At 70.6% G+C, this 25296-nt stretch carries 28 protein-coding genes and 1 riboswitch; of the genes, 11 read left to right on the plus strand and 17 right to left on the minus strand.

All coding sequences use genetic code 11. The features are described from left to right. Nucleotides 1-7: 7 nt before the first annotated feature. Together ACIBO1_RS18325 and ACIBO1_RS18330 are read right to left on the minus strand one after the other, a co-directional pair. Nucleotides 8-640, minus strand: coding sequence for a SipW-dependent-type signal peptide-containing protein (locus ACIBO1_RS18325; protein WP_396747865.1), 633 nt, complete (start codon nt 638-640; stop codon nt 8-10). Nucleotides 641-649: 9 nt separating this feature from the next. Beyond that, entirely contained in the window at nt 650-1285 is a 636-nt protein-coding gene (locus ACIBO1_RS18330) for a SipW-dependent-type signal peptide-containing protein (protein WP_396747868.1), read from the minus strand. A gap of 159 nt (nt 1286-1444) precedes the next feature. Here ACIBO1_RS18330 and ACIBO1_RS18335 point away from each other — a divergent pair, with 159 nt between their 5' ends. Next, complete coding sequence (locus ACIBO1_RS18335) at nt 1445-2182, plus strand: VOC family protein (RefSeq protein ID WP_396747871.1); 738 nt, start codon at nt 1445-1447, stop codon at nt 2180-2182. Nucleotides 2183-2203: 21 nt separating this feature from the next. Here ACIBO1_RS18335 and bluB read toward each other — a convergent pair whose 3' ends face one another. Beyond that, nucleotides 2204-2839 (minus strand): 5,6-dimethylbenzimidazole synthase, encoded by a 636-nt coding sequence (gene bluB / locus ACIBO1_RS18340; protein ID WP_396747874.1) that lies wholly within the window; start codon nt 2837-2839, stop codon nt 2204-2206. Between the two features lie 39 nt (nt 2840-2878). Next, nucleotides 2879-3081, minus strand: a riboswitch (cobalamin riboswitch). A 68-nt stretch (nt 3082-3149) separates the two neighbouring features. Between bluB and ACIBO1_RS18345 the strand changes: the two genes are divergently transcribed. The 4 genes from ACIBO1_RS18345 (at nt 3150) to ACIBO1_RS18360 (ending at nt 6229) form a co-directional block, all read left to right on the plus strand. Next, nucleotides 3150-4307, plus strand: a complete 1158-nt coding sequence (locus ACIBO1_RS18345) for a MalY/PatB family protein (protein WP_396747877.1) — start codon at nt 3150-3152, stop codon at nt 4305-4307. 58 nt (nt 4308-4365) lie between these two features. Further along, the gene (locus tag ACIBO1_RS18350) at nt 4366-4974 is read left to right on the plus strand and encodes a TetR/AcrR family transcriptional regulator (RefSeq protein ID WP_396747880.1); all 609 of its coding nucleotides are present in this window, start codon (nt 4366-4368) and stop codon (nt 4972-4974) included. Between the two features lie 110 nt (nt 4975-5084). Beyond that, a complete protein-coding gene (locus ACIBO1_RS18355) occupies nt 5085-5669 on the plus strand; it encodes a hypothetical protein (protein ID WP_396747883.1) in 585 nt (194 codons plus the stop codon). Beyond that, on the plus strand, nt 5666-6229 hold the full coding sequence (locus tag ACIBO1_RS18360; RefSeq protein ID WP_396747886.1) for a hypothetical protein: 564 nt from the start codon (nt 5666-5668) through the stop codon (nt 6227-6229). The genes ACIBO1_RS18355 and ACIBO1_RS18360 overlap by 4 nt, the downstream gene beginning before the upstream one ends. On the opposite strand, the gene ACIBO1_RS18365 is transcribed toward ACIBO1_RS18360, so the two are convergent. From ACIBO1_RS18365 to ACIBO1_RS18380, 4 genes are read right to left on the minus strand one after another with little or no spacing between them, the layout of a single operon-like run. Continuing rightward, nucleotides 6213-6497 carry a DUF427 domain-containing protein gene (locus ACIBO1_RS18365; protein WP_396747887.1) on the minus strand — a complete coding sequence of 95 codons (285 nt, stop codon included), beginning with the start codon at nt 6495-6497 and terminating at the stop codon, nt 6213-6215. The two genes, ACIBO1_RS18360 and ACIBO1_RS18365, sit on opposite strands and share 17 nt — an antisense overlap. Nucleotides 6498-6538: 41 nt before the next feature. Further along, complete coding sequence (locus tag ACIBO1_RS18370) at nt 6539-7036, minus strand: metallophosphoesterase family protein (protein ID WP_396747890.1); 498 nt, start codon at nt 7034-7036, stop codon at nt 6539-6541. Between the two features lie 45 nt (nt 7037-7081). Further along, a complete protein-coding gene (locus ACIBO1_RS18375) occupies nt 7082-7672 on the minus strand; it encodes a DinB family protein (protein ID WP_396748239.1) in 591 nt (196 codons plus the stop codon). A 53-nt stretch (nt 7673-7725) separates the two neighbouring features. Next, nucleotides 7726-8118 carry a winged helix-turn-helix transcriptional regulator gene (locus ACIBO1_RS18380; protein WP_396747893.1) on the minus strand — a complete coding sequence of 131 codons (393 nt, stop codon included), beginning with the start codon at nt 8116-8118 and terminating at the stop codon, nt 7726-7728. An 87-nt stretch (nt 8119-8205) separates the two neighbouring features. On the opposite strand from ACIBO1_RS18380, the gene ACIBO1_RS18385 reads away from it, so the two are divergent. Next, complete coding sequence (locus ACIBO1_RS18385; protein WP_396747896.1) at nt 8206-8601, plus strand: hypothetical protein; 396 nt, start codon at nt 8206-8208, stop codon at nt 8599-8601. A 25-nt stretch (nt 8602-8626) separates the two neighbouring features. Here ACIBO1_RS18385 and ACIBO1_RS18390 read toward each other — a convergent pair whose 3' ends face one another. Further along, a complete protein-coding gene (locus ACIBO1_RS18390) occupies nt 8627-9607 on the minus strand; it encodes an AraC family transcriptional regulator (RefSeq protein WP_396747899.1) in 981 nt (326 codons plus the stop codon). A gap of 89 nt (nt 9608-9696) precedes the next feature. Between ACIBO1_RS18390 and ACIBO1_RS18395 the strand changes: the two genes are divergently transcribed. After that, entirely contained in the window at nt 9697-10530 is an 834-nt protein-coding gene (locus ACIBO1_RS18395) for an NAD(P)H-binding protein (protein WP_396747902.1), read from the plus strand. Nucleotides 10531-10592: 62 nt separating this feature from the next. Here the strand turns inward: ACIBO1_RS18395 and ACIBO1_RS18400 are convergent, their stop codons facing one another. From ACIBO1_RS18400 to ACIBO1_RS18410, 3 genes are all read right to left on the minus strand, one after another. Beyond that, a complete protein-coding gene (locus ACIBO1_RS18400; RefSeq protein WP_350699536.1) occupies nt 10593-10880 on the minus strand; it encodes a hypothetical protein in 288 nt (95 codons plus the stop codon). A gap of 117 nt (nt 10881-10997) precedes the next feature. Further along, nucleotides 10998-11366: a VOC family protein gene (locus tag ACIBO1_RS18405; protein WP_396747905.1), complete on the minus strand. Its 369-nt coding sequence runs from the start codon at nt 11364-11366 to the stop codon at nt 10998-11000. Between the two features lie 27 nt (nt 11367-11393). Continuing rightward, complete coding sequence (locus tag ACIBO1_RS18410; RefSeq protein ID WP_396747908.1) at nt 11394-11711, minus strand: MerR family transcriptional regulator; 318 nt, start codon at nt 11709-11711, stop codon at nt 11394-11396. Between the two features lie 834 nt (nt 11712-12545). On the opposite strand from ACIBO1_RS18410, the gene ACIBO1_RS18415 reads away from it, so the two are divergent. Continuing rightward, entirely contained in the window at nt 12546-15929 is a 3384-nt protein-coding gene (locus ACIBO1_RS18415; RefSeq protein WP_396747911.1) for a S8 family serine peptidase, read from the plus strand. 128 nt (nt 15930-16057) lie between these two features. Here the strand turns inward: ACIBO1_RS18415 and aztD are convergent, their stop codons facing one another. From aztD to aztB, 4 genes are all read right to left on the minus strand, one after another. Beyond that, on the minus strand, nt 16058-17239 hold the full coding sequence (gene aztD, locus ACIBO1_RS18420; protein ID WP_396747914.1) for a zinc metallochaperone AztD: 1182 nt from the start codon (nt 17237-17239) through the stop codon (nt 16058-16060). Nucleotides 17240-17318: 79 nt separating this feature from the next. Next, a complete protein-coding gene (aztC, locus tag ACIBO1_RS18425) occupies nt 17319-18233 on the minus strand; it encodes a zinc ABC transporter substrate-binding protein AztC (protein ID WP_396747917.1) in 915 nt (304 codons plus the stop codon). Then, nucleotides 18230-19414: a hypothetical protein gene (locus ACIBO1_RS18430; protein WP_396747919.1), complete on the minus strand. Its 1185-nt coding sequence runs from the start codon at nt 19412-19414 to the stop codon at nt 18230-18232. The genes aztC and ACIBO1_RS18430 overlap by 4 nt, the downstream gene beginning before the upstream one ends. After that, nucleotides 19411-20289: a zinc ABC transporter permease AztB gene (gene aztB, locus ACIBO1_RS18435; RefSeq protein ID WP_396748241.1), complete on the minus strand. Its 879-nt coding sequence runs from the start codon at nt 20287-20289 to the stop codon at nt 19411-19413. The genes ACIBO1_RS18430 and aztB overlap by 4 nt, the downstream gene beginning before the upstream one ends. A 50-nt stretch (nt 20290-20339) precedes the next feature. Between aztB and aztA the strand changes: the two genes are divergently transcribed. Next, the gene (gene aztA / locus ACIBO1_RS18440) at nt 20340-20978 is read left to right on the plus strand and encodes a zinc ABC transporter ATP-binding protein AztA (protein WP_396747922.1); all 639 of its coding nucleotides are present in this window, start codon (nt 20340-20342) and stop codon (nt 20976-20978) included. Nucleotides 20979-20995: 17 nt separating this feature from the next. Here aztA and ACIBO1_RS18445 read toward each other — a convergent pair whose 3' ends face one another. Beyond that, nucleotides 20996-22555, minus strand: a complete 1560-nt coding sequence (locus ACIBO1_RS18445; protein ID WP_396747925.1) for an MFS transporter — start codon at nt 22553-22555, stop codon at nt 20996-20998. Further along, entirely contained in the window at nt 22552-23109 is a 558-nt protein-coding gene (locus ACIBO1_RS18450; protein ID WP_396747928.1) for a TetR/AcrR family transcriptional regulator, read from the minus strand. The genes ACIBO1_RS18445 and ACIBO1_RS18450 overlap by 4 nt, the downstream gene beginning before the upstream one ends. A gap of 502 nt (nt 23110-23611) precedes the next feature. Between ACIBO1_RS18450 and ACIBO1_RS18455 the strand changes: the two genes are divergently transcribed. After that, the gene (locus ACIBO1_RS18455) at nt 23612-23818 is read left to right on the plus strand and encodes a hypothetical protein (RefSeq protein WP_396747930.1); all 207 of its coding nucleotides are present in this window, start codon (nt 23612-23614) and stop codon (nt 23816-23818) included. A 119-nt stretch (nt 23819-23937) separates the two neighbouring features. Continuing rightward, the gene (locus ACIBO1_RS18460) at nt 23938-25290 is read left to right on the plus strand and encodes a glycosyltransferase family 2 protein (protein WP_396747933.1); all 1353 of its coding nucleotides are present in this window, start codon (nt 23938-23940) and stop codon (nt 25288-25290) included. Nucleotides 25291-25296 lie beyond the last annotated feature (6 nt).

The following is a 25296-nucleotide window of genomic DNA, read 5'->3' on the forward strand; positions in this document are numbered from 1 at the left end:
CGGTCCTTTACGTAGACGTGGCAGTGAATTCCCAGGTGACGACACCGGTGGTGCCCTGGTACGAGTTGCTGGCGCCGGACTGGACGCGTACCTCGAAGCAGAACCGCAACTGCGGCGTCGCGCCGGCCGGCGCCGTGATCGCCGACGACACCGGCGACCCGGGGACCGATGTGACGCCCAGATAGCTGGGCCCGACGATCCACGTCGGGGTACCGGTGAAGGCGGCGGCGGCACAGGTGGTGCTGGTGGTGGCGGTCCGCACCGCGCGGTACTCCAGCGCCGGCAGCAGGGCACCGGCGTTGTTGGACGAACTGGTCAGTGCGACCGTGCCGCCGACGTTCGTCGTGGCGGTGGTGCGGATGTCGAGGTAGGCGTAGAACGAGACCGAGGGGGACATCGCCGTCGCGTTGAACGCCAGCGTCGCGGCGTTCGCCGCCGGGGTGTGACTGGCCCAGCTATTGGACGCGGTCTGCGACTCGGTGCCGAAGACACTGGCCGCGAACGACCCGGTGCCGTACTCGCCGTCCGTCCACGCGGCGAGCGTGGAGGTCGTGCCCAGGCCGAGAACCAGGGCACCGGCGAGTACGGCACGGGTCCGGCGGAGCCGTGGTGTCCCGGCCGGCTTTCGACGGTTGACCACGGCCACCACCTACACGGATTCGGCGAGGAGCTGCCAGGTCTCCGTGACCGACGTGCCCTGCACCAGACCGGCGTCCGCCGTGACGACGAAGCACAGGAACACCGGAGCGCCGGGTGTCGTGGGCGGAGTGCCCTGGGTCAGGTTGAACGACACCGCGCCGGCCACCGAGTCGAGTGCGGTGCCCTCGGCCACGATCCAGGTCGGAGTCGTGGGTGTCGGAGCACAGTCGCCGAACGTCGGGACGGTCGCGATCCCGTACGTGAGGCCGGCGAAGGCGGGCGGCGCGGGGGTGGCCGACGCCACCGTGACGGTCGCGTCGTACGTCGTCGCCGCGGTCAGGCGCACCGCGAACGGTGCGGCGACCACGTCGTCCGGGCTCATGTTGTCGAAGCCGGTGCTGAAGGCCAACGACGCCGCCGTGCCGGCCGTGGGGTGCTCGGCGTAGGTGGTGCCGTCCGTGCTGCCCTCCATGCTGAAGCTACCGGCGGTGAACGTGCCCGAGGCGTACTCGGAGTCGTTCCAGGCGGCGAGGGTGATCGTCGCGCCGAGGCCGAGCGCGATCCCTCCGGCCAGAATCGCCTTGAGCTTGCGACGGTTTCCTCGACTGCTCGACTCGCCCGTCGTCATCCCTGTCGGTCCATTCACCTTGTCCTCCTCGTGCAACCCCGTTGGCGTGCTGTCACGCAGGGACACGATAGAACTCCAATGCGGACAACCCAGTCATAACGCCCAAAACTTCACGGAGGTGTATCGGCCAGCATCAAGTGAATCGAATTCGTGTCGCGTTGCCGCTAGCATCGCCGGATGGCAACACGGCTCGTACAGATCAACATGAAGGCCCGGGACGACTCCGCGCTGGGCGGTTTCTGGGCGGAGACGCTCGGCTGGGGGATCTCCAGCGAGGAGCCCGGCGTCACCAACCTCGAACCCGAGGGCGTCGCCTATCCCGACCCGATCGCCGTCTTCGTCGACCTCGTCGTCTCCTCGGAACCCAAGACGGTGAAGAACCGCGTGCACCTCGACCTCGCCACCACCTCGGCGGACCACCACGCCGAGACGGTCGCGCGCCTGAAAAATCTCGGCGCCACCCTCGCCGACGTGGGACAGGGCGACGTCCCGTGGACGGTCATGGCCGACCCGGAGGGCAACGAGTTCTGCGTCCTGGACCCGCGACCGGCCCACCGGGACGTCGGACCGGTCGCCGCCGTCGTGGTCGACTGCGCGGACCCGCGCGCCATGGCCGACTTCTGGAGCACCGCCATGGACTGGCGTCTGCACGAGGTTACCGACCGCGCAGCGGTCCTGCGCTCCGCTGCGGACGTGGGTCCGTACCTGCAGTTCCTGCGTACGCCCGACGTGAAGACCGGCTGGAACCGGGTCCACCTCGACGTCCGCCCGTACCCCGGTGACGACCCGCAGGGCGAGGCGGCCAGGCTGCGGGCTCTCGGCGCCTCCACCGTGGACGTGGGCCGCGACGATCTGCCGTGGACGGTCATGGCCGACCCGGAGGGCAACGAGTTCTGCCTCCTCGCCCCGAGCTGACGCACCCTTACGCCGTCGGGGTCAGTGGCCCGCCGGCTCCCAGCGGTCCCGGTGCACCGCTGCCCGCCAGGGACGGCGCTGCCGCCAGCCGTGTCGTTCCAGGTCCGGCACCTGCTCCAGGTGGGTGACCGGACCCAGGCACAGCCAGGCCACCGGGCGGACACCCGCCGGGATCCGCAGCAGGTCCCGCACGAACGGTTCCCGGTAGAACGACACCCAGCCCACGCCGAGCCCCTCGGCGGTGGCCGCCAGCCACAGGTTCTGGATGGCCAGACACACCGAGTACAGGCCGGCGTCGGCGATGGCGTGCCGACCCAGCACCGCCGGGGACCCCCGGTCCGGGTCGTACGTCACCACGACCGACAGGGTCGACTCCAGCACCCCGTCGATCTTGATCGTGCCGAACCGGCGCGCCTCCTCCCCGTCCAGGGTCGCGGCGAAGACGTCCCGCTCCTGCTGCACGTGGCGGTGGAACTCCGCCCGCAGCGCGGAATCGCGGACCAGGATGAAGTCCCACGGCTGCGACAGGCCGACGCTGGGCGCGGCGTGCGCGGCGGCCAGCACCCGATCGAGGACCTCGGCCGGGATCGGCGCGCCGGTGAACTGACCGCGTACGTCCCGACGGGCGTGGATGACCTCGTACACTTCGTTGATCATGGGCAGGCTCCCGCTGCGCTCCAGGCCCTGGCCACAGCGCAGGGCAACCAGGCGCGAGGCCGGTCTTCGGACTTCCGGATCGTCACCTCACCGCCCGCCTTCCCAGCCCGGCAGGGCCAGTGGCTGCGCGTGACGCGCGTGGGCGGCAGCTCCCCGGTCACCGCGGCGGGCCCGTGCCGGACTCTCACCGGCTTCCCGATTCTCCCCACCACGGGTGGGGCACCTCGCAACAGTTCGTGCCGCCGAGCACCCTACCGGACACCGTCGTCCGTCGGCGCTGCCGGAAGATCGAGTCACTAGTCTCGGTGTCGTGACCTCCGAGACCACACCCCTGCGGCAGCTCACTCTGGACCAGCTGCGGAAGCGGACGAGCGAGAAGTGGCGCGCCTACCCGAGCGACGTGCTTCCGATGTTCGTGGCGGAGCTGGACGCGCCGCTGGCCGGGTCGGTCGTCGACGCGATCACCGAGGCCGTCCGGCGCGGCGACACGGGCTACCCCACCGGCACCGACTACGCCGAGGCGCTCGCCCACTTCGCCCGCGACCGGTGGGACTTCGACGGCATCGCGGTGGACCGCACCACGATGGTTCCGGACGTGATGAGCGGCATCGTCGAGGTCCTCGACGTGATCTGTGGTCCGACCGACGCCGTCGTGGTCAACTGCCCGGTCTACGCGCCGTTCTACCAGGTCGTGGGGCGTACCGGTCGATCCATCGAGGAGGCCCCGCTCGGCGAGGACGGCCGGATCGACATGGCGGTCCTGGACGAGGCGTTCCGGCGCGCGGCGGAACGTGGCTCCCGGCCCGCGTACCTGCTGTGCAGCCCGCACAACCCGACCGGCACGGTGCACACCGCCGACGAACTCGCCGAGGTCGCCGCGCTGGCGGGCCGGCATGGTGTCCGTGTGGTGGTCGACGAGATCCATGCGCCGCTGGTGCTGACCGGGGCCGGGTTCACGCCGTACCTGAGCGTGCCCGGCGCCGAGAACGCCTTCTCGGTCATCTCCGCGTCCAAGGCCTGGAACCTGGCGGGGCTCAAGGCCGCCGTCGCCATCGCCGGACCCGCTGCGGCCGACGATCTCGCCCGCATCCCCGCCTGGGTCAACGAGGGGCCCAGCCACGTCGGTGTGCTGGCCCACGTCGCCGCCCTGCGAGACGGCGTCGGATGGCTCGACGCCCTCGTGGACGACCTCGACGAGAACCGTCGCCTCCTCACCCGGCTGCTGGCCGAACACCTTCCGACGGTCCGTTACCGCCCTGGCGAGGGCACCTACCTGGCCTGGCTCGACTGCCGCGCCCTCGGTCTCGGCGACGACCCCGCCGCGACCTTCCTCGATCGCGGCCGGGTGGCGCTCAGTCCCGGCCCTGTCTTCGGTACCGGGGGAGCGGGACACGCGCGATTCAACCTCGGCACCACCCCCGAGCTGATCACTGAAGGCGTGCGGCGGATGGCCGAGGCACTGACCTGACGCCGGTGCCACTGCCGGCCCGTTCGCACCGCACGCCGGGATTGCTACTGTGGTGAACATGTATGCACCGGAGGATCGCACCGCCAAGGCGATCATTCGGGACACCGCCCTGGAACTCTTCGGCGAACAGTGGCCGGCGGCCGCGTCGCTCAAGCAGGTAGCGGAGCGCGCGGGAGTCTCGCAGTCGCTCATCATCAAGCACTACGGGTCGCGTGAGGGCCTGGTCGCCGCCGTCGACGCGCACGTGCTGGGCGTGTTGGGCAACGCACTGGAGGCACTCGCCGAGACAGCCGGTTCCGGCCCGCCCGACCGTTTCCTCGCGTCGGCCGACGCGCTGTCCTCCCCGTCGGCCACCCGGTATCTCGCGCACCTGCTCGTCGGCACCACGTCGCGCTCGGTCGAGGCGTACCGGATGCTGCAGGGGTTCGCCGACTCGCTCATGCACCGGATGGCCGACGCGGGCGCGGTCGCCCCGGACGTGGACCGGGCACAACTCGCGGTCGTGCTGCTGGCCCATGAGCTCTCCATCATCCTGCTGCGCGACCGCATCACCGACGTGCTTGGTACCGATCCGATGGGTCACGACGGCCTGCGGCGCTGGTGGGACACCATCGATCGGCTCTACTCCGGCACCGCGATCCAGGAGCCCGTCCCGGCCGAGGGCTGAGTGACGTCGCCGACTCGGGCTCCTTCGAGCAGGCCCTCGACTCGACGGGTGCACAAACGTTCACTATGCTGAGCGATAGTTCACCAATCGTCTCCGAGCGAACGGCGGCCATGCCCACGACCACGTCCCCGAGTCCGCCGCGCGGTCCGGTCTCGCGGCTCAACGACCTGCTCGTCGCGCCCGGGGCCACGCGGGCGGAGAGTCGGCTCAGCTACCTCACCGCAGGTGTCGGCGCGACCATCGCCGGGGCCGTGGGCGCCGCTGCCGGCTACCCGGTGCCGATCGTCCTCCTGCTGACGGTGCTCGGATTCGACCTGTTCGGTGGTGCCGTCGTGAACGCCACCGTGTCCGCATCGAGGCGGTTCCACACCGGCGCCGACGTCGTCCGACGACAACTGGTCTTCGTGGCGGCCCACGTCCACCTGCCCGTCGTCGCGTTGGTCCTGCCCGCGTACCCGTGGTCGACCGCGATCGTGCTCTACGCCGGCACCCTCGCCGCCGCCGTGCTGATCGCCACCGCCGCACCGGCGCTGAAACGCCCACTCGCGTTCGCGGCCTCGACCGTGCTGCTCGTCGCGGCGGTGACGCTGTCGCCGGTCCCGACGGCACTCGCCTGGCTGGCACCGATGCTCATCCTCAAACTCCTGCTCGGACACCTGCTGCCCGGCTCCGCGACCACGGAAGGGACGTCATGACCGAGACCGGGAAGACCCGCACGCGCACCGATGACGTCGCCGTGTCCGAGCGCGCCCTGGCCCGTACCGGGACCCTCGTCCTCGCCGGCTTCGCGCTGCTCTGGGCGGTCTCCGGCCTACACGTCGTGCCCGCCGCCGCGCGCATCCCGCTGCTCGTCGCCGCGACCGTGCTCACCGCCATCGTCCTCGCCGTCGGGTTGGTCCGACCCCGACCGCAGGTCACCCGGCGCCTGGCGGCGTCCTGGATGCGCCGGTTCAACCGGGTCGGCGCCGTGCAGGGACTGCTGATCGGCGGCGTCTGCCTCGTCGCCATACCGACCGGACACCCGAGGCTGATCCCCACTCTCGTCCTGGTCGTCGTCGCGGCGCACTTCGTGCCGCTCGTGGCGATCCTTCGGCAACGCGAGTACGTGGCCACAGCGCTCGCGCTCGCCCTGGTGGCCGTCGCGTCCCTCGTCGCGTACGTCATGGGAATGCCGGAACTCGCGGCGGCCGTCACCTCGCTCGGCGCGGCCGTGGTGCTCTGGGCGACCGCGGTGGTGGTCACCCGACGACCGTGACGTCCTTCCAGAAGGCGACCCGGTCCCGGACCATCTCCGCCTCCGGCAGCGGCTCCGGGTAGAACCAGACCGCGTCCACGCTGCTCTTCCCGTCGTGCTCCAGCGTGTAGTACGACGCGGTGCCCTTCCACGGGCAGAACGTGTGCGTGTTGGACTCGCGCAGCAGGTCGTCGCGGAGCGCCGTACGGGGGAAGTAGTGATTCCCCTCGACCACGACGGTGTCCGTGCTCTCGGCGACGACCAGGTCGTTCCAGATCGCTCTCGGCATGTGCCCAGACTATGCCGATCCGACCGCCGGTCCACCCCTCGTCATCGCGGCACCTCGTGCAGTGTCACGGCGTCGAGCCGACCGTCGCCGATCTCGGCGGTGAGGTACGTCGCGTACGGCTGACGCCGCCGGTCGGTCGGCGAACCGGGGTTGAGCAGCCGCAGGCCACCGGGGGCCTCGCTGTCCCAGGGGATGTGGGAGTGCCCGAACACGAGCAGGTCGCAGTCGGGAAACCGGGCCGCGCACCGCCGCTCCCGACCACCGGCCGGACCGGTCTCGTGCACCACCGCGATCCGCAGACCGCCGACCTCCGCGCGGGCGATCTCCGGCAACCGGGTACGCAACTCGGGGCCGTCGTTGTTGCCGAAGACACCGACCAGTCGGGCACTGCGTCGCTCCAGGTCATCGAGCAACGAGGCGTCGACCCAGTCCCCGGCGTGGATGACGAGGTCGGCCGCGTCGACGTCCGCCCACAGCCCGGCCGGCAGGTCCCGGGCACGTTTCGGCAGGTGGGTGTCCGCCATGATGACCAACCGCACGCGGCCAGCGTATCGTCGTCCGCACACGGTGATCGGCCAGAGCGGCTAGGCGAAGCGGTCGGCCAGTCGCGTCAGCTTGGCGAGATACTCCGGCCACGGATAGTCGGTCGGAATGTTGGTGTTGTCCTGCCGTAGGCCGATCGCCGTGTCGAGCTGCTCGCGGATGATGTCGGCATGACCGGCATGACGCGTGAGGTCCCAGGTCACGTGGATGATGACCCGCTGCAACGTCACCGCCTGCCGCTCCGGGCTCCACCACGACACCCGTCCGGGCGCGTCGAGCGGCAGCTCGGTGATGGTCTGATCCGCGAAGGCTGCGACGCGGCGATACAGGTCGATCAGGCCGTCCTTCGTCTCGTCCGCACGCGCGTACCAGTCCGCCTGCGGGTCCTCGTCGAAAGCCGACTCGGAGACCAGATCCTCGGGGGTCGGGAACGCGCGACCGAAGGTGGGCCCGAAGTAGCCGGCTTCGGTGTTCAGGGCATGCTTGACGATCCCCAGCAGATTGTTGCCGGTCGGCGTACGGGGGAGTCGGGCTTCGCGTTCGCTGAGTCCGTCGAGCTTCCAGATGAGGTCGTCGCGCGTCGCCCGCAGGTAGTGCAGCAGCGCCGACTTCGCGTCGTCTTCGTCAGTCATACCCGCAGTCTTCCTCGTCCGGGCCACCACTGCGCGGCCGGCGAGTGCGGATGTCACGTCTGTTCGAACCGGCGGCGGGAGGCCAGGACCTCGTCCAGATGACGGCGGCTCCACCGGCAGAATCCGTTGATCGTCTGATGGAGTTCCAGGCCGGCGGCGGTGAGCCGGTATTCGGTGCGGGGCGGCACGGTGGGGTGGAGCGTCCGGTCGACCACTCCGTTCCGTTCCAACTGCCGCAGCGTCGCGGTGAGCAGCCGATGGCTGATCCCGGCGATGGTCCGGCGCAGTTCGCCGAAGCGACGCGTGTCGGCGCCGATGGCCTCGATGACCGGCAGGGCCCATTTGGTGCCGACCACGTCGAACACCTCGCGAGCCACCAGGTGCACCTGGTCCACCTTCGCCGCCGTCGGAGTGCCGGGCTCGTCCACGTGCCGCTGCTCCCTCACCCGCACCGGTTACCGAAAGGTGCGTACTTACCCATTCCTGCTGCTGGCCCTACGGTCTTGTCGACGACCCAACGTACAGGAGTGGATATGACCGTTTTGAAGACGTACGCCCGGCTGTGGGTGGACGACCTCGACGCCTCGCTGCCGTCGTTGCGGACCCTGGTCGGCGCGGAGCCGGATCTGCGATTCGCCTTCGACGCGATCGAGTTGGCCGCGCTCGGCGACTTCCTGGTGATCGCCGGCCCACCGGCGGAACGCGCCCGCTACGCGCATGCCTCGGCCACCGTCGTCGTCGACGATCTGGACGCCGTCGTGGCCGCACTGACCGCCGAGGGCGGGGTGGTCACCACCCCGGAGGCGACCAGCCCGACCGGCCGCTACCTGTACGCCCGGCATGCCGGTGGGGCCGAGGTCGAGTACGTCGAGTGGGTGCCGGAACTGGTCGACCGGATCATCACCGCCCCGCCTGCCCAAGCTGGTTGAGGCCGACCGCCCGTTCGGCAGGGCGTCAGCGGGGGAGGGGCTGCCGGGGGACCTGCCCCGGAGACGGTGGGTCGATCGTCGCCGTCACCTGTCCCGCGGACTGCGTGAGCCTGCGGTGCTCGCTGGGGCTCACCCCGTGGACCCGTTTGAAGGCCGTGCTGAAACCGAAGGCGTCCGAGTAGCCGAGCCGACGCGCCATGGCGGCGACCGTCGCGGTGGTGTCGGTCAGCATGTCGGCGGCGAGGGTCATGCGCCAGTCGGTCAGATAGGTCAGCGGCGGCTCGCCCATCAGCTCGGTGAATCGTTTGGCCAGCGTCGTGCGGGACACCCCGGCCCGGGCGGCCAGGGAGGCGAGCGTCCAGGGCTCACCGGGGGCGTCGTGCATGGCGCGGAGCACCGGGCCCACCGTGTCGTCGCCGAGCGCCCGATACCAGCGGGGAGCCTCGGCGCCCGGCTGGTCGAACCAGTCCCGGATCGTGCAGACCAGCAGCCAGTCCAGCAGACGGTCCAGCACGACCTGCCGTCCCGGGCGGCACCCGCCGAGCTGGAAGTCCAGGTAGTCACGGAGCGACGAACAGTCGTGCTCGTCCGGCACGACCAGCACCGGCGGGAGCGCCCCGAGCAGCCGCTGCGGGGCCTGACCCCGGACGTGGTAGGCGCCGGCCAGGAGCAGCATCTGCTCGGCGGTGCCCGGGACCGGTGGCCGGGAGTCCGACGACTGGCGGCAGTCGACGTCGCGCAGCTCGTCGGGTCGGAAGGTCGACCGGGGCTCGGCGGAGAGGACGAAGGGTTGCGGCCCCCGCACCACGACTGCCTCGCCGACCCGCACCCGAGTCGGCTCGTCGCGTTCCGGATGGACGATCCACGCCTCGCCGCGCAGCGGCACGCAGAGTGTCAGGGGTGCGCCGTCGGTGAACCGCAGCGCCCACGACGGCGAGAGTACCGACCTGCCGAAGGCGGCGCCCTCGGCGCGTACGTCCCGCAGCAGGGTGTCGAACGGGTCCATCGCCTCACCCTAGGGGTGCGGACGATCGCGCATGCCGGGCGTACGACGAGCCATGTCCTGCCGGCGGCCGGGCGGGTTGACTCGTGGTCATGACGAAAGAAGCGAACGAGATCCTCGTCATCGGGGGGACCGGGAAGACCGGACGTCGGCTGGTGCACGCGCTGCGGGCGTCGGGCGAGCGGGTACGGCCGGCTTCCCGTTCAGGCGAGGTGCGTTTCGACTGGACGGAGCCGGCCACCTGGGAGCCGGCAGTGGCGGGAGCCGCGGCTGTCTACCTGACCGCCCCGGCGGACCCGGCAGCGGCCGACGCCTTCGTGGCGTCGGCGGTGAAGTCGGGCGTCGGCCGATTCGTGGCGCTCTCCGGACGCGGGATCGACAAGATCGACCGCGACTTCTCGCCGAGCATGCTCGGCGCGGAACAGGCGGTGCGCGACTCCGGCGTGGAGTGGACGATCATCCGCCCGAACAACTTCCACCAGAACTTCGACGAGGACCTGTGGCGCCAACCGCTTGTCGACGGTCGCCTCGCCCTGCCGATGGACGCCACACCGGAACCCTTCATCGACACCCAGGACATCGCCGACGTCGCGGCGGTCCTGCTGACCGAGGAGGGCCATCACGGGCAGGTGTACGAGCTGTCCGGCCGACGGGCACTCACCTTCGCCGAGGCGGTGGCGACGATCGCCGAGGCGTCCGGCCGGTCCATCCGGTACGTGGAGTTGACGCCGGAGGAGTACCGGACCGAGGTGCTCGCCGAGGGCTGGTCGGAGGCGGACGCGACGGCGCTCAACCTCATGTTCGCCGGCATGCGGGCCGGATACCTCGCCGAGCCGACCGACACGGTGCGGCGGCTGCTCGGACGCGAACCGATCGACTTCGACACCTATGCCCAGCGGGCCGCGGCGGCCGGCGCCTGGTCGTGACGCAGTGCCGCCGCCCGCTGTCACCGGTGCCATCAGCAGGCGGCGGCGATCCGTCGCCGTGATCAGAAGGGGGGTGCGTCCTCGCCCATCAGCGCCAGGACGACGCCCCCCTTGCCGCGCTTGAGGCTCTGGACCACGACCGTGCCGGTGCTGCCGTCCGGCAACTCCAAGGTGAAGGTCTTCCCGACCGCGTTCTTGGGGCCGTTGCCGGCGCTGTTGGCCGGCCGGAAGTCACCCGCCCACGGCGGGATCCCACCCTTGCGGGCCGGCTCGGCGAAGAGTGCGGCGGTGCCGGGGGTCCTGGTGCCGTCGGCGGAAAGGAGCACTGAGGCGCTGCGATAAGTAGCCATATGCGGCAAGGGTATCCGGGACTGGTACCGATTGCGCCCCGACGCTCGTGCCGGTGGCGTCGACGACGAGAGGACCGACCGGTCCGACGCCGACCTCTCGTCACCGTCTGCGTGGCACTACGCCTCGGCCCAGACGCCCAGCTCGTTTCCGCTCGGGTCGGTGAAGTGGAAGCGACGACCGCCCGGGAACGCGTACGGCCCCTCGATCACCTCACCGCCGGCCTTCCGGACGGCCTCGACGCTCTCGTCCAGGTCCGTCGAGTAGAGCAGCACCAACGGACCGCCGGTCCGCACCTGCTGGTCCAGGCGTAGACCGCCCACCTCGGACCCGGGCCTCGAACCCTGGATACCGGCGTAGGCCGTCCCGTAGTCGGTGAACTGCCACCCGAACGCGTCGGCGTAGAAGCGCTTGGCGTCGGCCAGGTCGGTGACGGTGAGCTCGACGTAGTCGAGAGCATGGTGTCGGTGCGAGGTCTGCTGAGCCATGCCCACCATTCTTCACAGGGGTACGACTCAGGTGTCGGCTTCCGGTCGACGCCGGTACTCCTCGTTCTGCCGGCGAGCCTCCTCGAGCTGATCCTCGAGGATGATGATCCGGCAGGCGGCCTCCAGTGGAGTGCCCTGGTCGACCATCTCCCGGGCTCGGGCGGCCAGTCGCAGCTGGTACCGGGAGTATCGGCGGTGCCCGCCGGCCGACCGGGACGGGGCGATCAGCTTCAATTCGTCGAGCCTACGCAGGAAGTCCTGTGACGCGCCGGTGATCTCCGCAGCGCGGCCCATCGTGTAGGCGGGGTAGTCATCGTCACCGAACATGTCATCGGGTTGGGCCATAAACGAATCTCTCCATGACGAGGGCCCCGGCACACAAGCGCCGGGGCCCGGGGTTACGGGTTGGAAACACCATCTACCGACTGGTTCGTCGGGTTCTCGTATCCGCACCTGCCGCCGTCGGCGTCGGGCGCGAGGATCGCATAAGCGTGACCGGAGACCACCTTTCGTTCGATGGAAACTGCGGTGTCCGCGCCAGTGGTGCAACCGCGTCCTGGCAGCGGGCGATCCAACGGTGTTCAGCCCTCCCTTTCCTCTGCTTCCACCATGTGTCGTGCTGCCCGCCGGTGTCGAGGCCCACGCGACTTCATGGCCTCGCACACGTGTGGCGAGCTGTCCTGCCGGGCTGGGAAACGCCCCGCCCGTGTTGCCCCTGACCTTGGAAAATCCGTCAGGTCCTGCTGCGGTGATGTGTCGTAGCACCGCTCTGCCGAGCGGGCCGCGATGGTTCCGGGCCCTGCTTGATGCTCGGTCTTACTCGTCTGCGTCTTCCTCGGACCTCATCTGTCAACACCAGGAACGCTAGTCGGGCCAGGTGCGAATGTCTAGTGCGTCGAGCATAGATTTCCTCATTCACCCTCCGAGATTGTCAGGTCGCGGTCAGTGCGGAGAGGCTCTGGGGCGCGGGAGTGGAGGAGTTCGTCGCGGAGCGAGTGGACGCGGGTGATCACCTGCCACCCACCGGTGGTGGCCGACGACGCGGCCGGATCCGTCAGCGCCCGATGATCGACCATGCGGCGGATCCGTGCCGCGCCCGCTGACGACACGTCCTAACAGGAATCTGATGAGTGGTCCGGATGATGCTTCTACGTCTTGATCGTCTGATGTGGAGGTCTGATGAGGGGACTCAAACGGATCGGTGCGGCCGGGCTGGCCACCGCTCTCGTGCTGGGGCTGGGGCAACCTGGCTGGTCTGCGCCGAGCGGCGGTACGCCCGGTGGCGGCGGACCCGGCCGCAGTGGCGGGACGCCCGCCAGGGCCGACCACCAGCCGGCCACGGTCACGCTGATCACGGGGGACCGGATCACCGTGGACCGGGGCGGTCGGGTGACGATCCGTCCGGCGAAGGGTCGCGCGGACATGCGGTTCCGCTCCCACGAGATCGGCGGCGAGTTGCACGTCGTGCCCGTGGACGCGGTGCCGCTGATCGCCTCCGGCGTGCTGGACCGTCGACTGTTCAACGTCAGCAAGCTGATCGAGTACGGCTACCACGACGCGGCCCGTGACCGGCTGCCGATGATCATGGCGTACCCGGACGGGGTGGCGGCCCGGCGGGGTGGCTCGCCGGTGCCCGGTGGCGAGGTTCGGGTGGACCGGGCGCTGCCGGCGATCGAGGGCGTCGCGGTCAGCGCGGACAAGGTCGACCTGGCCGACGTCTGGACGGAGCTGACCGGGGGCGGACCGGAGGCGGCCGACCGCATTCCCGGCGTCGAGCGGATCTGGCTCGACGGGAAGCGCCGGCCGGCGGTGGACCGGGGCGTACGGCAGATCGGGGCGCCCGCCGCGTACGAGGCGGGCTTCACCGGAGCCGGAGTGACCGTGGCGGTCCTCGACAGCGGCGTCGACCTGACCCACCCCGACCTGGCCGACGCGGTGAGCGAGGCGGTCACCTTCGTGCCGGACACCGATCCGGTCGACCGGTACGGGCACGGCACGCACGTGGCGTCGACCATCGCCGGCCGGGGTACCGCCTCCGGCGGCACGTACCGGGGTGTGGCCCCGGACGCCGACCTGGTCTCCGCCAAGGTCTGCGACGACTGGTGCGAGGACTCGGCGATCCTCGCGGGGATGCACTGGGCGGCCGTGGACAAGCAGGCCACCGTCATCAACATGAGCCTCGGCGGGTGGGACGGGCCGGAGATCGACCCGATGGAGGAGGCGGTGAACACGCTCACCGCCCAGACCGGCGCCCTCTTCGTGGTCTCCGCCGGCAACGACGGGCCGGGCGACCGTACGGTCGGCTCGCCGGGCAGCGCGGACGCCGCGCTCACCGTCGGGGCGGTCGACCGGGACGGAAGTCTCGCGGACTTCTCCAGCCGGGGCGCGCGGGTCGGTGACGACGCTGTGAAGCCGGACATCACCGCTCCGGGCGTCGGCATCGTCGCCGCCCGGGCTGCCGAGGGCGTGATGGGCGTACCGGTCGGCGAGCACTACGTCGCCGAGTCCGGCACCTCGATGGCCGCGCCACACGTGGCGGGCGCGGCGGCACTGCTCGCGCAGCAGCACCCCGACTGGGACGCGACGCGCCTCAAGTCCGCCCTGATGGGCTCGGCCAACCCACGGCCGGGGGACACCGCATACCAGCAGGGGGCGGGCCTGGTCGACGTGGCGCGGGCCGTCGGGCAGGCGGTGACCGCCGATCCGCCGAGCGTGTCGTACGGCCGCACCCAGTGGCCGCACCACGACGACGACCCGATCACCCGGACGGTCACCCTCCGCAACGACGCAAGCGAGCCGCTCACCCTCGACCTGACCTGGCAGATCATCGGGCCCGACGGCAAGGCCGCCCCCGCCGGCATGTTCCGCACCGCCGCGCCGCAGGTCACCGTGCCGGCCGGTGGCACCGCCGAGGTGGCCGCCACGGTGGACACCAGCGTCGACGGGGTGGACGGCTACTACAGCGGGCACCTGGTCGCGACCGCCGGTCAACGCCGCACCGTCGTCCCGGTCGGGGTGCACCGCGAGGTGGAGAGCTACGACCTGACCGTCCGACACCTCGACTCGACGGGGGCGGCGGCCGACACGTACTGGACGCTGGTCAACGGGATCGACGGTCCGGCGTACGAGGCGCTCGACGGCACGTCCGGCGGGCCCACCACCATCCGGATCCCCACCGGCCGCTACGCCGTGACCGGCCTCGTCGAGGAGTTCGGCGAGCGGGAGCGCAGCACCGTGCTGAGCCGACCGGAGATCGACCTGGACCGGGACCTGACGGTCACGCTGGACGCCCGGAAGGGCAAGCGGATCACGGCGACGGTGCCGGAGCGCACCGCCCGCCCGGTGCTGGTGCAGGCCGGGGTGCTGGTGGACATGTACGAGAACTCACCGGCGAAGATCGACGTGTGGGCCGGCGACTTCGGCAGCCTCTACACGGCCCAACTCGGTGACCGGGCGACCCACGACCACATCAGCGGCTTCGTCGCACACCAGTGGGCCAGGCCGGACGGCGACGGCGGTTTCGTAGGTAGCCCGTACATCTATCACCTGGGTGAGGGATTCCCCGGCCGGTTGCCCACCGGCTACCGCAAGGACGTGCGGCGCGCGGAGTTGGCCACGGTACGGCACGAACTGCGCGGCGAACGCCTGGGCGACGTGGTCGAGCGGAGCATGTCGGCGGAGTTCGACGGGGTGTACGGCTGGACCGCGAGCGCGTCGGTGCTGGTCGGGGACGCCTGGACCGAGTACCACAGCACCACGGACACCGCCTGGTCGGGTGCGGTCAGTGTCGCGCAGAGCGGCGACGGAGAGCTCGACGAGGAGTTCCGGAAGATCCTCTACGGCGCGTCGGAGCGATACCGGGCCGGCCGCAGCTACCGGGACGTCTGGAACGCCGCGCCGATCGGGCCGACCCTGCTGCGCAACGACACCCCGTACAGCAGCGCGAGCCGGTTCGAGGACTTCATGCGGATCGACATTCCGCTGCACGGCGACGCGGCCGGGCACGGTGGCGTCTCCAACGGGGACACCGGTCGGACCGCGCTCTACCGGGGTGACGAACTGGTCGAGGAGTACACCGGGGCGCTCGACGCCGGTTTCGGCTTCTTCGAGGTGCCGCCGGAAGCGGCGTCGTACCGACTGGAGACCTCCTCCCGGCGCAGCTTCACCGAGTTGTCCACCGAGGTCGCTCTGACCTGGCAGTTTCGGTCCGCCCGGCCGGCCGGGGACGACTGGGAACGCCTGCCGGTCATGGTGGTGCGGTTCGATCCGAAGCTGGACCGCGACGCCACTGCGCCGGCCGGTGGGCGCCTCGACATCCCGCTGCGTGTGCTCGGCAACGAGGGGGCCGCGGTGACGCCGAACAAGGTCACCGTGCAGGTCTCCTACGACGACGGAAAGACCTGGCAGCCGGCCACGGTCCGGTCGACCGGCACGAAGTGGACCGCGACGGTCCAGCACCCCCGCTCCGGCGGGTTCGTGTCGCTGCGTGCCTCGGTGACCGACCGGGCGGGCAACAGCCTCGACCAGACGATCATCCGGGCGTACCGGCTGCGTAACGGGTGATGCTGGGCTGACCTCGGCTGCCGTGCCGGGCCTCACCGCCCCGGCACGGCAGCCGAGAGCGACCCGTGCTGCCCGGTCGATCGGACCGGGCAGCACAGTGCTGCTGCTTCGGGACCACAGCGGTGCGATCAGTGGGCGGACAGCGTCCCGCTGATCTCGTTCGGGGCCGACGGGAGTTCCACCGAGCCGACGATCGTGCCGGTGGTCAGGTCGAGCCGGTGCACCTTCCTGCTCACGGGCTCGGTGACGTAGGCGGTGTCGCCGCGCACGAACAGGGCGGGACGGGGCTCCTGCCAGTTCATCGGCTCCTTCCACGCGGCCACCACAGGCCACGAGGCGGCGAAGGTGCCGGTGGCCGGGTCGACCACGTGCAGCTTGCCGTCGGTGCCGAGGATCAGGCCCTCGCCCTTCGGGCCCCGGGCCAAGGAGCGGAAGCTGTAGCTGACGCCCTCGGGCATCGGCACCACCGTCAGGGCGTTCGCGACGGTGTCGATGAGCGCGAACTGCTCCGGGAACTCTCGCTCGGCATCCGGATCGATCTTGTAGTCGCCGAGCAGGACGGGCGAGTCGCCGCTGCCGACCTGGGTGCCGACGGCTCCGTACGCCCGGTCGCTGGGAACCTTGACGAACGCGCCGTTCTTGAACAGCAGGACGCCGTCCTTGCAGCCGAACGCGACGACCTCGCCCTGGGCGACGGCCTCGCCGTGTACGCCGGGGCACTCCTCGCTGCGGGCGATCTCCTTGCCGTCCTTGTCGAGCGCGATCGCGCCGGGCCGGGACTCCTCGGTGCCCAGGGTGACCACGAGGGTGCCGTCGCGCAGTTCGACCGCCACGCCGTGGTGCGGCTGTGCGGTCTTGTACTGCCGCCCGGCGGGCTTGCCGTCGGCGAGGTCCGCCGACACGAAGCTGTGCACCTCGCCGGTGCCGTCGGTGAACAGGATGGTGCGGTCGCCGTGCAGGACGACGTGGCCGGGCTTGGCGCCGGGGTAGGTGATGTCGGTCATCGTGCCGGTGGCGGCGTCGAGCACCTGGAAGCCGGCCTCGGTCGAGACGAAGACACCGGTGGCGTTGCCGGCCGGGTTGACCCGGTTGAACCCGTCGAGGGTGACGGTGTGCGCCACCCGAAGGGTCTCGCCGTCGAGCACGTAGATGCCGCCCTCGTAGGTGATCGCCACCGGATCCTGCACCGACCCGTTGCTGGGCGACGGTGCGGGCGATCCGCTCTCATCCGTGGTCTCGGAGGCGCATGCGGCGAGCGCCAGCGATGCGGCCATCAGCACGGCCAGACCACGGCTACTGCGTCGAGTCACGACGATTACTCTCCTTCTGAAACTGACAACCATTTTCAATTACGATACAGAGGGGCCCCGGACGGGTCGCGCCGGGGGGTCAGCCGCTCAGGCCACCGATGATCGCGTCGACGTTGAAGCGCATCATGTCCAGATAGGTCGGCGCGTCACCGTCGGAGTCGCTGAGCGACTCCGAGTACAGCCCGACGACGCGTACGGAGATGCCGGCCTCGCTGGCGAGGACCTCGGCGAGGCGTGCGGGTTGCGCGGTGTCGGCGAAGATGGCCGGTACCCGGTGGGTCTCGATGGCGGTGACCAGCGAGGCGAGGTCGGAGGCGCTCGGCGAGGCCAGGGTCGTCCCGCTCGGAATGATCGCGCCGACGACCGTGAGGTCGTAGCGCGCGGCGAGGTAGCCGAAGACGTGGTGGTTGGTGACCAGGACGCGGCGCTGCTCCGGCACCCCGGCGAAACGCGCCGCCACCGTCGCGTCCAACTCCCCGACCTGCTTCGCGTACGACTCGGCGCGCCGCCGGAGGGCGTCGGCGTCCACGCCGTCGACGTGCGTGACGATCTCCTCGGTCAACATCCGCACGGCGGTGACGACGCGAACGGGGTCGGTCCAGAAGTGCGGATCCGGAAGACCGGCGGCGTCGCCGTCCCGATAGTCCATCGGCTCGACCCGGGCACCCACCTCCACCGTGGGCACTCCCTCGGATCTCGCCGCCTCCACATGGTGCAGCACGCCCTCCTCGAGCCCGAGGCCGTTGTAGACGAGCAGGTCGGCGGTCTGCATGGCGTGCGCCTCCCGGGCGGAGACGGCGAACGAGTGCGGGTCGGCGTTCGGTTTCATGAGCACGCTGACCTGCGCCTGGTCGCCGACGATCTCGCGGACCACGTCGCCGAGGATGTTGGTGGTGACCACGATGCGCGTCGGCTGCGGTCCGGTGCAGGCGATGCCGCCGGCCAGCAGGACGGCCGCCGTGGCGAGCGCGGTCAGGAGTCTGGGTGCCTTCATCGGCCGACCTCCACCACGAGATCCGGTCGTTCGGTGACCCGCAGCTTCCGGGCGGTACGCAGCCCGTCGCGATAGTCGATCTCGTGGATGACCCGGGCCGCCGGCTCGGTGAGGTAGGCGCGGTCGACGTCGAGCGTCAGGTTCGTCGCCGGTACGGTCGACTGTGCCAGGACCTTCCCGGTCTCCAGGTCGTAGCTGACCAGGGTGCCGGTGTCGTCCAGGGCCAGCACCGTGCTCCCGTCGGCCGGCGAGGCCGCCACCACGAGCCGACGATCGTCCACCGGCAGGTAGCGCAGGGTGGCCTTGGCCGCGTTCACCGACCAGATCCCGTCGTGGTCCGCGACTGCCGCCTCGTTGCTGCGCGGTCGGTATCCGAACGCCTCGGTGGCGACCGGCGCACGGGGGCTGGCCAGCGTGGTGGCGGTGAGCCGGTCACCGTCGAGCTTCACCCGGACGAGACCGTCCGCACAGGCGATGACCGCGCCGCCGCGTAACACCGCCCACCCGCGCGGGTCGACGCAGGCGACGTCGAGTCCGCCGGTCGGCTCGCCCCGCTCGTCCATGGCGACGATCCGGTCCGCCGGCCGACCCGGATCGTCTCCGACGGCGACGAGAAGGTGCTCCGCGTACGGCACGGCGAGCGCCGTGGCACTGCCGGAGGGGATCGCGGCGAGCCGGGTGACCTGGCCTGCTTCGAGCGCACGCCGGTCGAGCACGGTGACCGTGCCATCGGCGGTGCCGATGGTGGTGTGCGCCTCGACGCCGGCGACCGTCGTGATCGGCGCGTCGAGCGTCAGCGAACCGACCGGCCGTGCCGGTGCCCGGTAGTAGTGGACGTGGTCGGTGTGGTCGACCGTCCAGACCCCGGTGTCGACGATCTCGACCCGCCGGTCACCGTCGTCGACGTAGACGAATCGGCCGTCCTCGGTGATCCGCTCGGCACCGAACGGGAGGTCGATCCCGCTCTCCGACTCGGTGATCAGATCGAGCAGTTGCAGTCGCCCGGCGCCACGGGTCGCGTACGCAATGGCCGACTGGGCCTCGGTCATCTCCTCGGCACCGGCGACGTAGCCGTGCGGTGTCTCCTCGCTCGTCGGGGGATCACTCGATCCACAGGCGGACACGGTGAGCGCGAGGCTCAGGGCGACGACACAGGCCAGCAGCCTGTCGGTTGGTGTCACGGACGTCCTTCCAGCGTGGGGGTGGCGACGGATGCGGGCACCGGGGACCGGAGACGCCGCACCCCGGTGGTGACCCACCGCGCGCCGAGAATCGTGAAGAAGATCAGTACGGTGACGGCCGCGATCGTGGCACCGGCGGCGGTCGCGGCGTACCAGGAGATCCAGAGGCCGACCACGGTGGCGGCGGAGCCGATCAGGAAGCTGGTCAGCATCAGCGCGGGTAGCCGCCGGGCGACGAGCATGGCCGCTGCCGACGGTGCGATCAGCATGCCGAAGGCGAGCAGTGTGCCGACGACGCTGAAGGCGACCGCCATCGTGATGGTGAGCAGCGCGAGCATCGCCGCATTGGCCAGGTCGGGGCGCAGCCCGAGGGTCCGGGCCTTGCGCGGGTCGAAGGTCAGCGCGAGGAACGGCCGGTAGCACGTAGCGGTCACCGTGGCGACCACCGTGACCGCGACGCCCAGCATCACCAGGTCCGACCAGCGGATCGCCAGCACGTCGCCGAACAGGAACGCCGTCAGGTCGGTGGCGAACGACCGCGAGTGCGACACGATGATGACGCCGACCGAGAGCATCCCGACGAACAGCAGCCCGATGGTGGTGTCGCGTCCGAACTCGCGGCTGTGTCGGAGTGCGTTGACCCCGGCCGCCATCGCGAAGGCGCTGGCGGCGGCGCCGACGACGAGGTTGCCGCCGAGGAGCGACGCGATCGCCACGCCGGGCAACATGCCGTGGCTCATCGCCTCGCCGAGGAAGGTCATCCCACGAGCGATCACCCAGACGCCGACCAGCGCGCACGCGCCGGCCAGCAGCACGCCGCCGACGAGCGCGCGGACGACGAAGGACACCGTGAACGGTTCGACCAGGGACGACATCACCCGGCCGACTATACTGAAACGAAAATCGTTGCCGTTAAGGGGTTGCTGTGGGTTCCGACATCCTGACCGCCGAGAACGTCGGCTTTCGATACGCCGACGTTCCCGTCCTGCGCCATGTCGACCTGGGCGTCGCGTCCGGAGCCGTGATCGCGCTGACCGGTGCCAACGGCTCCGGCAAGAGCACGCTGCTGCACCTGCTGGCCGGCGTCGCGCAGCCGGCCGAGGGGTGCGTCCACCGTCGGCCCGGCACCCGCCTCGCCCTGCTGCCGCAGCGCACCAGCGACATCGACGCCACTCCGCTGACCGTCGCCGAATGCGTTCAGATCGGGCGGTTCACGCTGCGTCGCCGTCTCAGCCGCGACGACCGTGCGGCGATCGCGCAGATCATGCAGCGACTGGACATCGCCCACCTGGCCCGCCAACGGCTGCGCGAACTCTCCGGCGGTCAGCGACAACGCACGCTCATCGCCCAGGCGCTCGTCCAGGACGCCGACGTCTATCTCCTCGACGAGCCCACCGCCGCCCTCGACACGCACAGCCGACAGCGGGTCCACGAACTGCTCGCCGAGCGCGTCGCCACCGGCGCGGCCGTGGTCGTCGCCAGCCACGACCCCGCCGAGACGGCGCTCGCCGACCGCACGTTCCACCTCGACGGCACCATGACCAGCACCGCCATCGCCCGGTGACGACCCCTCCCCGGCCCTCAGTGGCCCTTGGTCACGTCCAGTCCCTTCGGAGTCAGGGCGAACACCACGACCACCGACACCAACATGATCGCGGCACCGATGCCCCCGACCAGCATCAGTCCGTGGGTGAAGGCGTCCTGGGCCTGGGCGGCAGCCGCGGCCCCGGCCGGACCCAGGCCGTCCAGCACGTGCAGGGCGCCACCGAGCGACTCCTGGGCCACCCCCACCTGCTCGGGGCTCAGCCCCGCGGCGGCCAGATCGGAGGCGGGGAGTTCGGCGCGGTACAACGCCGCCGCCGTGCTGCCCAGCAGGGCCACGCCCAGCACCGCGCCCAGTTCGTAGGAGGTCTCCTCGATGGCGGCGGCGCTGCCCGCGTGCTCGGCCGGGGTCCCCGACATGATGATCGCCGAGGCGATGGCCAGCGAGCCCATCCCGGCCCCGAGCAGGGCCAGGAAGATCCCGACCGGGGTGTACCCGAGCGGCTCGGGGGCCACGGCCAGGACCGCGAAACCCAGACCCGCAAGCGCCAGGCCGCCCACCAGGACGGTACGGGCACCGATGCGCTGGGCCAGCGCCGGTGCCAGCGGCGAGACCACCGCCGCGGCGATGGCCATCGGCAGCAACGCGACACCGGCCTGCAACGGCGACATGCCCCGCACGAGTTGCAGCCACTGGGCCGAGAGCAACAGCGCCGACCCCATGGCCAACATGGTGAACAGCGCCGCCAACGTTCCGGCCGTGAACGAGGGGACGCCGAACAGGCGTACCCGCAGCAGCGGCGAGTCGCTGCGCAGGCACCGCAGCACGAACCACACCAGCAGGGCGAGCCCCGCGGTCAGGGCCGCCAGCGCCAGCAGGTCGGTCGGCCCCTCCTTGGCGATGCGCTTGATGCTCCACACCAGGGCGGTCATGCCCGCGATGGACAGCACGGTGGCCAGCGCGTCCCAGCGGCCCGGGTTCGGGTTGCGGGCCTCCGGCAGCAGCAGCACCGCCGCGACGATCGCCGCGACCATCCAGGGCACGTTCAGCAGGAACGCCGCCTGCCAGGCGAAGTGCTCCAGGAGTAATCCACCCACGATCGGCCCCACGGCCGCACCCAGGGAGGCGACCGCCGCCCAGATGCCGAGCGCCTTGGCGCGTTCGGCCGGATCGGTGAAGAGGCTCCGGATCATCGACAGGGTCGCTGGCATGATCATCGCCCCACCCACGCCCAGCAGGGCGCGCACCGCGATCACCATCGGGGCCGACTCGGCCACCAGGATCAGCAGGGACGCGCCACCGAAGACCGAGAATCCGGCCAGGAGCAACCTGCGGCGCCCCCACCGGTCGCCCAGGGTGCTCATGCTGACCAGGAGCCCGGCCAGGACCAGCGAGTAGATGTCGACGATCCAGAGCTGCTGGGCGGCGGTCGGCGACAGTGCCGCGGCCATGTCGGGCAGGGCGACGTTCAGGATGGTCATGTCCATGACCACCACCAGCAGGCTGGTGGAGAGCACGGCCAGGGCGGCCCACCGGCGCCGGGCGGACAGGTGCCCGGCGGTGGCCCCGGGTGCGTCGGAGGTGTGCGTCGTACTCACTGGTTCTCCGGGAGGGACGTGCCCATCAGGGCGGCGATGGCCATGCGCAGGGCCCGCTCGTCGACGGGCCGGTCGTGCAGCAGGGTGTAGAGGATGACGCCGTCGAGGTAGACGGCCGTGGCCTGGGCGGCCTCCGGGGTGGCGTACGCCGAGAGCATCTCCGTCGTGCCCCGGATCCAGCGCTGGGCGTACGGACGCAACTCGGGCTGCTGGACGCCGGCGTAGTAGAGCAGGTTCTCGGCCTTTAGCCGCGCGCGGTCGCTCAGGTAGTCCATGAACAACGCGGCTAGACCTTCGGGGCTTCCCGCGCAGGCGTGGACGGCCTCCGCGACCTGCCGGATCTCCTCGTCGGCCTGGGCGACGACGATTTCCAGGGCGCTCGTACGCAGGTCGTCCAGGGAGTCGAAGTAGTAGGTGGTGGCGCCCAGCGGCACCTGGGCCAGCTCGGCTACCCGGCGGTGGGTCAGCGCCTCCCAGCCGTTGTCGATCATCTCTTTCGCGGCGACGTCGAGCATCGCGCGCCGACGCCCCTCGGGATCCCGGCGGGGGGTCATGGGCGTTTCCCGCGTGCGGGCCGTCCGGTGGTCATGCTCAGCCTCTCGATCTAGTACGTCCGTACAAGTACAAACGTACTAGATGCCGAGCGTGGGTCGGCGTGACCTACGTCACCGCGCGCCCCGCGCCCGGTGCCCGTGTGGGTGGGCGCGCCTGTCCGTCGAGGCCCCCTGCTTGCGCGGGGGTGGTCGGGCGTCTGGGTGTCATTCGACTATCGGTCGCCGTCGACGTCTCGCGGCTGTGGCGTCGGTTTGTTTGTCGGTGTGGACACATGGACCGAAAAGAAGTGGATAGTATCGACAGGCATCATTAAATAGTGATGCGTTCAAGTGATGACGAGGGGTGTTTTGCCTGTTCAACTGAGGTTGAACACCGAGAATTGTGCGGCAAAGATACACGTCAACGGTGGTTTACCGTCCTGTTACCTCTCTTGAATGGAGCGACTTTGGGAGCGCTCCCTACACTCGTCGCGATGATCACCTCACCCGAAGGGAGTTTGTGATGAGTGGAGCATTGGATCTGTCCGACCTGGACGCCACCGACATCTCGTGGACGGACGGCGACGACCAGTCGACCGGCCTGTACGCGGTGGCACCGGTCGGCAGCGTCGTCCTGACCGAGGGCGCGAGCGACGGTAAGACCTGCGGCGGCGGTTCCTGCGGCTGCGGCGGCCGACCGATCAGCTGGTGCTGCGTCAACTGCCACTGATCGGGTAGCGGGCGCTGGTCAGCCGCGACGCGGTGTTCCAGCGCCTGATTGGGGCGTCGGCGTCGGCGTCGGCGCCCCAATCCCTGCCACAACGTGCGGATCCGGGAAGGGATTCAGGAATGGCCTCCGAGGTGAACACCGGTGTCGAGATCAGCGTGGTGATCCCCACGCACGAGGACGCCCAGTGTCTGGAACTGACGCTGCGGTCGCTGCGTCGGCAGAGCTTGGCACCGGAGCGGTTCGAGGTGATCGTGGTGCGCGACGGCGGTGACGGCGGGGACTACACCGACGTGGCCGACGCCGGCAAGGGGCTGAACCTACGGCTGGTCGAACTGGCCGAGCGGCAGGGTCGGGCGGCGGCACGTAACGCGGGGGTACGGCACGCCTCGGCCGGCCTGCTGCTCTTTCTCGACTCCGACTCGTACGCCACACCCGAGCTGGTGGAACGGCACCTGATGCACCACCTGGGCGCCGGCCGCCCCGCAGTCCTGCTGGGGCGACGGGACGAACTGGGACTGCCGTACGTCAACGCCGCGCTGGCCGGCGAGCCGACCATCCCGGTGCCGCGCCGACGTGCCGCCGGGGGCGGTGACCTGCGCTTCCCGGCCGGGGTGGCCCCGTCCGGGGAGGAATGGCTGCAGGCGGGATGGATGTTCGCCTACACCCACAACATCTCGGTCTCCCGAGCTCTGTTCGACGCGGTCGGCGGATTCGACGAGCGGTTCGGCCTGCGCTGGGGGCTGGAGGACATCGAGCTGTTCTACCGGGTGCACGAACACCTCGGCCTGCACGACCGCAACTTCGCCTTCGACGAAGCGGCTGCCGCCTACCACCTGCCCCATCACCGTAACGTCGACCGGAACTGGCAGGAGTTCTCGACCAACCGCAGCCTCGCCGCCGAGAAGTATCTCATCCTGGAGTGGGAGTTCTTCGGCATGTTGGACGTCTACGACTCGGCGGAGCGGGTGGTGGGCTACCGCGCGGCGATCGCCGACTGCCTGGCCCGGTCCGCCTGCCGCATCGAGTCCGCCGTCGCGCTTCTCACCCCGCACCTGCCGGGCGAGCGGGTGCTCTGGGTCGGCACGGGCAGTGACCGGACGATGCTGCCCGAGGGGGCCGTGACCTTCGACTTCTCCGTTCCGGCCAGCGCCACCAACCACCACCTGATCGGCATGGACCCGCCGATCGCGCCCGGCAGCCTCGACGCCGTCGTCAGCGTCGACTTCTGGCGCTACCTGAGGTGGGAGGAGTTCTGCCAGTTCGTCAACGTGGCCGGTGCCCTCGCCGGGGAGGTCCACCTGGTCGACACCGGAGCCGAGCTCGCCAACGCGGTCGACCCGGACATGTCGACCTTCGGCTATCTCACCCGCGTCCTGCGGACCGCTTTCGACAGCACCGTCGGTGAGGTCGAGGGACTGGGTACGGTGCTGCGCCTGCGCCCGCGTGTCCCACCGGCCCTTCCGACCGAGTGACGCCGA

Origin of the sequence: Micromonospora sp. NPDC049903, assembly GCF_044460945.1 — a bacterium.
In the GTDB taxonomy this organism is placed as follows: domain Bacteria; phylum Actinomycetota; class Actinomycetes; order Mycobacteriales; family Micromonosporaceae; genus Micromonospora.

What these genes read in the sequence shown, in the direction of transcription:
- ACIBO1_RS18335 (WP_396747871.1), top strand. Translation starts at nt 1,445, where the DNA reads ATGGCAACACGGCTCGTACAGATCAACATGAAGGCCCGGGACGACTCC.
- bluB (WP_396747874.1), bottom strand. Translation starts at nt 2,839, where the DNA reads ATGATCAACGAAGTGTACGAGGTCATCCACGCCCGTCGGGACGTACGC.
- ACIBO1_RS18350 (WP_396747880.1), top strand. Translation starts at nt 4,366, where the DNA reads ATGTATGCACCGGAGGATCGCACCGCCAAGGCGATCATTCGGGACACC.
- ACIBO1_RS18355 (WP_396747883.1), top strand. Translation starts at nt 5,085, where the DNA reads ATGCCCACGACCACGTCCCCGAGTCCGCCGCGCGGTCCGGTCTCGCGG.
- ACIBO1_RS18360 (WP_396747886.1), top strand. Translation starts at nt 5,666, where the DNA reads ATGACCGAGACCGGGAAGACCCGCACGCGCACCGATGACGTCGCCGTG.
- ACIBO1_RS18365 (WP_396747887.1), bottom strand. Translation starts at nt 6,497, where the DNA reads ATGCCGAGAGCGATCTGGAACGACCTGGTCGTCGCCGAGAGCACGGAC.
- ACIBO1_RS18375 (WP_396748239.1), bottom strand. Translation starts at nt 7,672, where the DNA reads ATGACTGACGAAGACGACGCGAAGTCGGCGCTGCTGCACTACCTGCGG.
- ACIBO1_RS18385 (WP_396747896.1), top strand. Translation starts at nt 8,206, where the DNA reads ATGACCGTTTTGAAGACGTACGCCCGGCTGTGGGTGGACGACCTCGAC.
- ACIBO1_RS18390 (WP_396747899.1), bottom strand. Translation starts at nt 9,607, where the DNA reads ATGGACCCGTTCGACACCCTGCTGCGGGACGTACGCGCCGAGGGCGCC.
- ACIBO1_RS18395 (WP_396747902.1), top strand. Translation starts at nt 9,697, where the DNA reads ATGACGAAAGAAGCGAACGAGATCCTCGTCATCGGGGGGACCGGGAAG.
- ACIBO1_RS18400 (WP_350699536.1), bottom strand. Translation starts at nt 10,880, where the DNA reads ATGGCTACTTATCGCAGCGCCTCAGTGCTCCTTTCCGCCGACGGCACC.
- ACIBO1_RS18405 (WP_396747905.1), bottom strand. Translation starts at nt 11,366, where the DNA reads ATGGCTCAGCAGACCTCGCACCGACACCATGCTCTCGACTACGTCGAG.
- ACIBO1_RS18410 (WP_396747908.1), bottom strand. Translation starts at nt 11,711, where the DNA reads ATGGCCCAACCCGATGACATGTTCGGTGACGATGACTACCCCGCCTAC.
- ACIBO1_RS18415 (WP_396747911.1), top strand. Translation starts at nt 12,546, where the DNA reads ATGAGGGGACTCAAACGGATCGGTGCGGCCGGGCTGGCCACCGCTCTC.
- aztC (WP_396747917.1), bottom strand. Translation starts at nt 18,233, where the DNA reads ATGAAGGCACCCAGACTCCTGACCGCGCTCGCCACGGCGGCCGTCCTG.
- aztB (WP_396748241.1), bottom strand. Translation starts at nt 20,289, where the DNA reads ATGTCGTCCCTGGTCGAACCGTTCACGGTGTCCTTCGTCGTCCGCGCG.
- ACIBO1_RS18450 (WP_396747928.1), bottom strand. Translation starts at nt 23,109, where the DNA reads ATGACCCCCCGCCGGGATCCCGAGGGGCGTCGGCGCGCGATGCTCGAC.
- ACIBO1_RS18455 (WP_396747930.1), top strand. Translation starts at nt 23,612, where the DNA reads ATGAGTGGAGCATTGGATCTGTCCGACCTGGACGCCACCGACATCTCG.
- ACIBO1_RS18460 (WP_396747933.1), top strand. Translation starts at nt 23,938, where the DNA reads ATGGCCTCCGAGGTGAACACCGGTGTCGAGATCAGCGTGGTGATCCCC.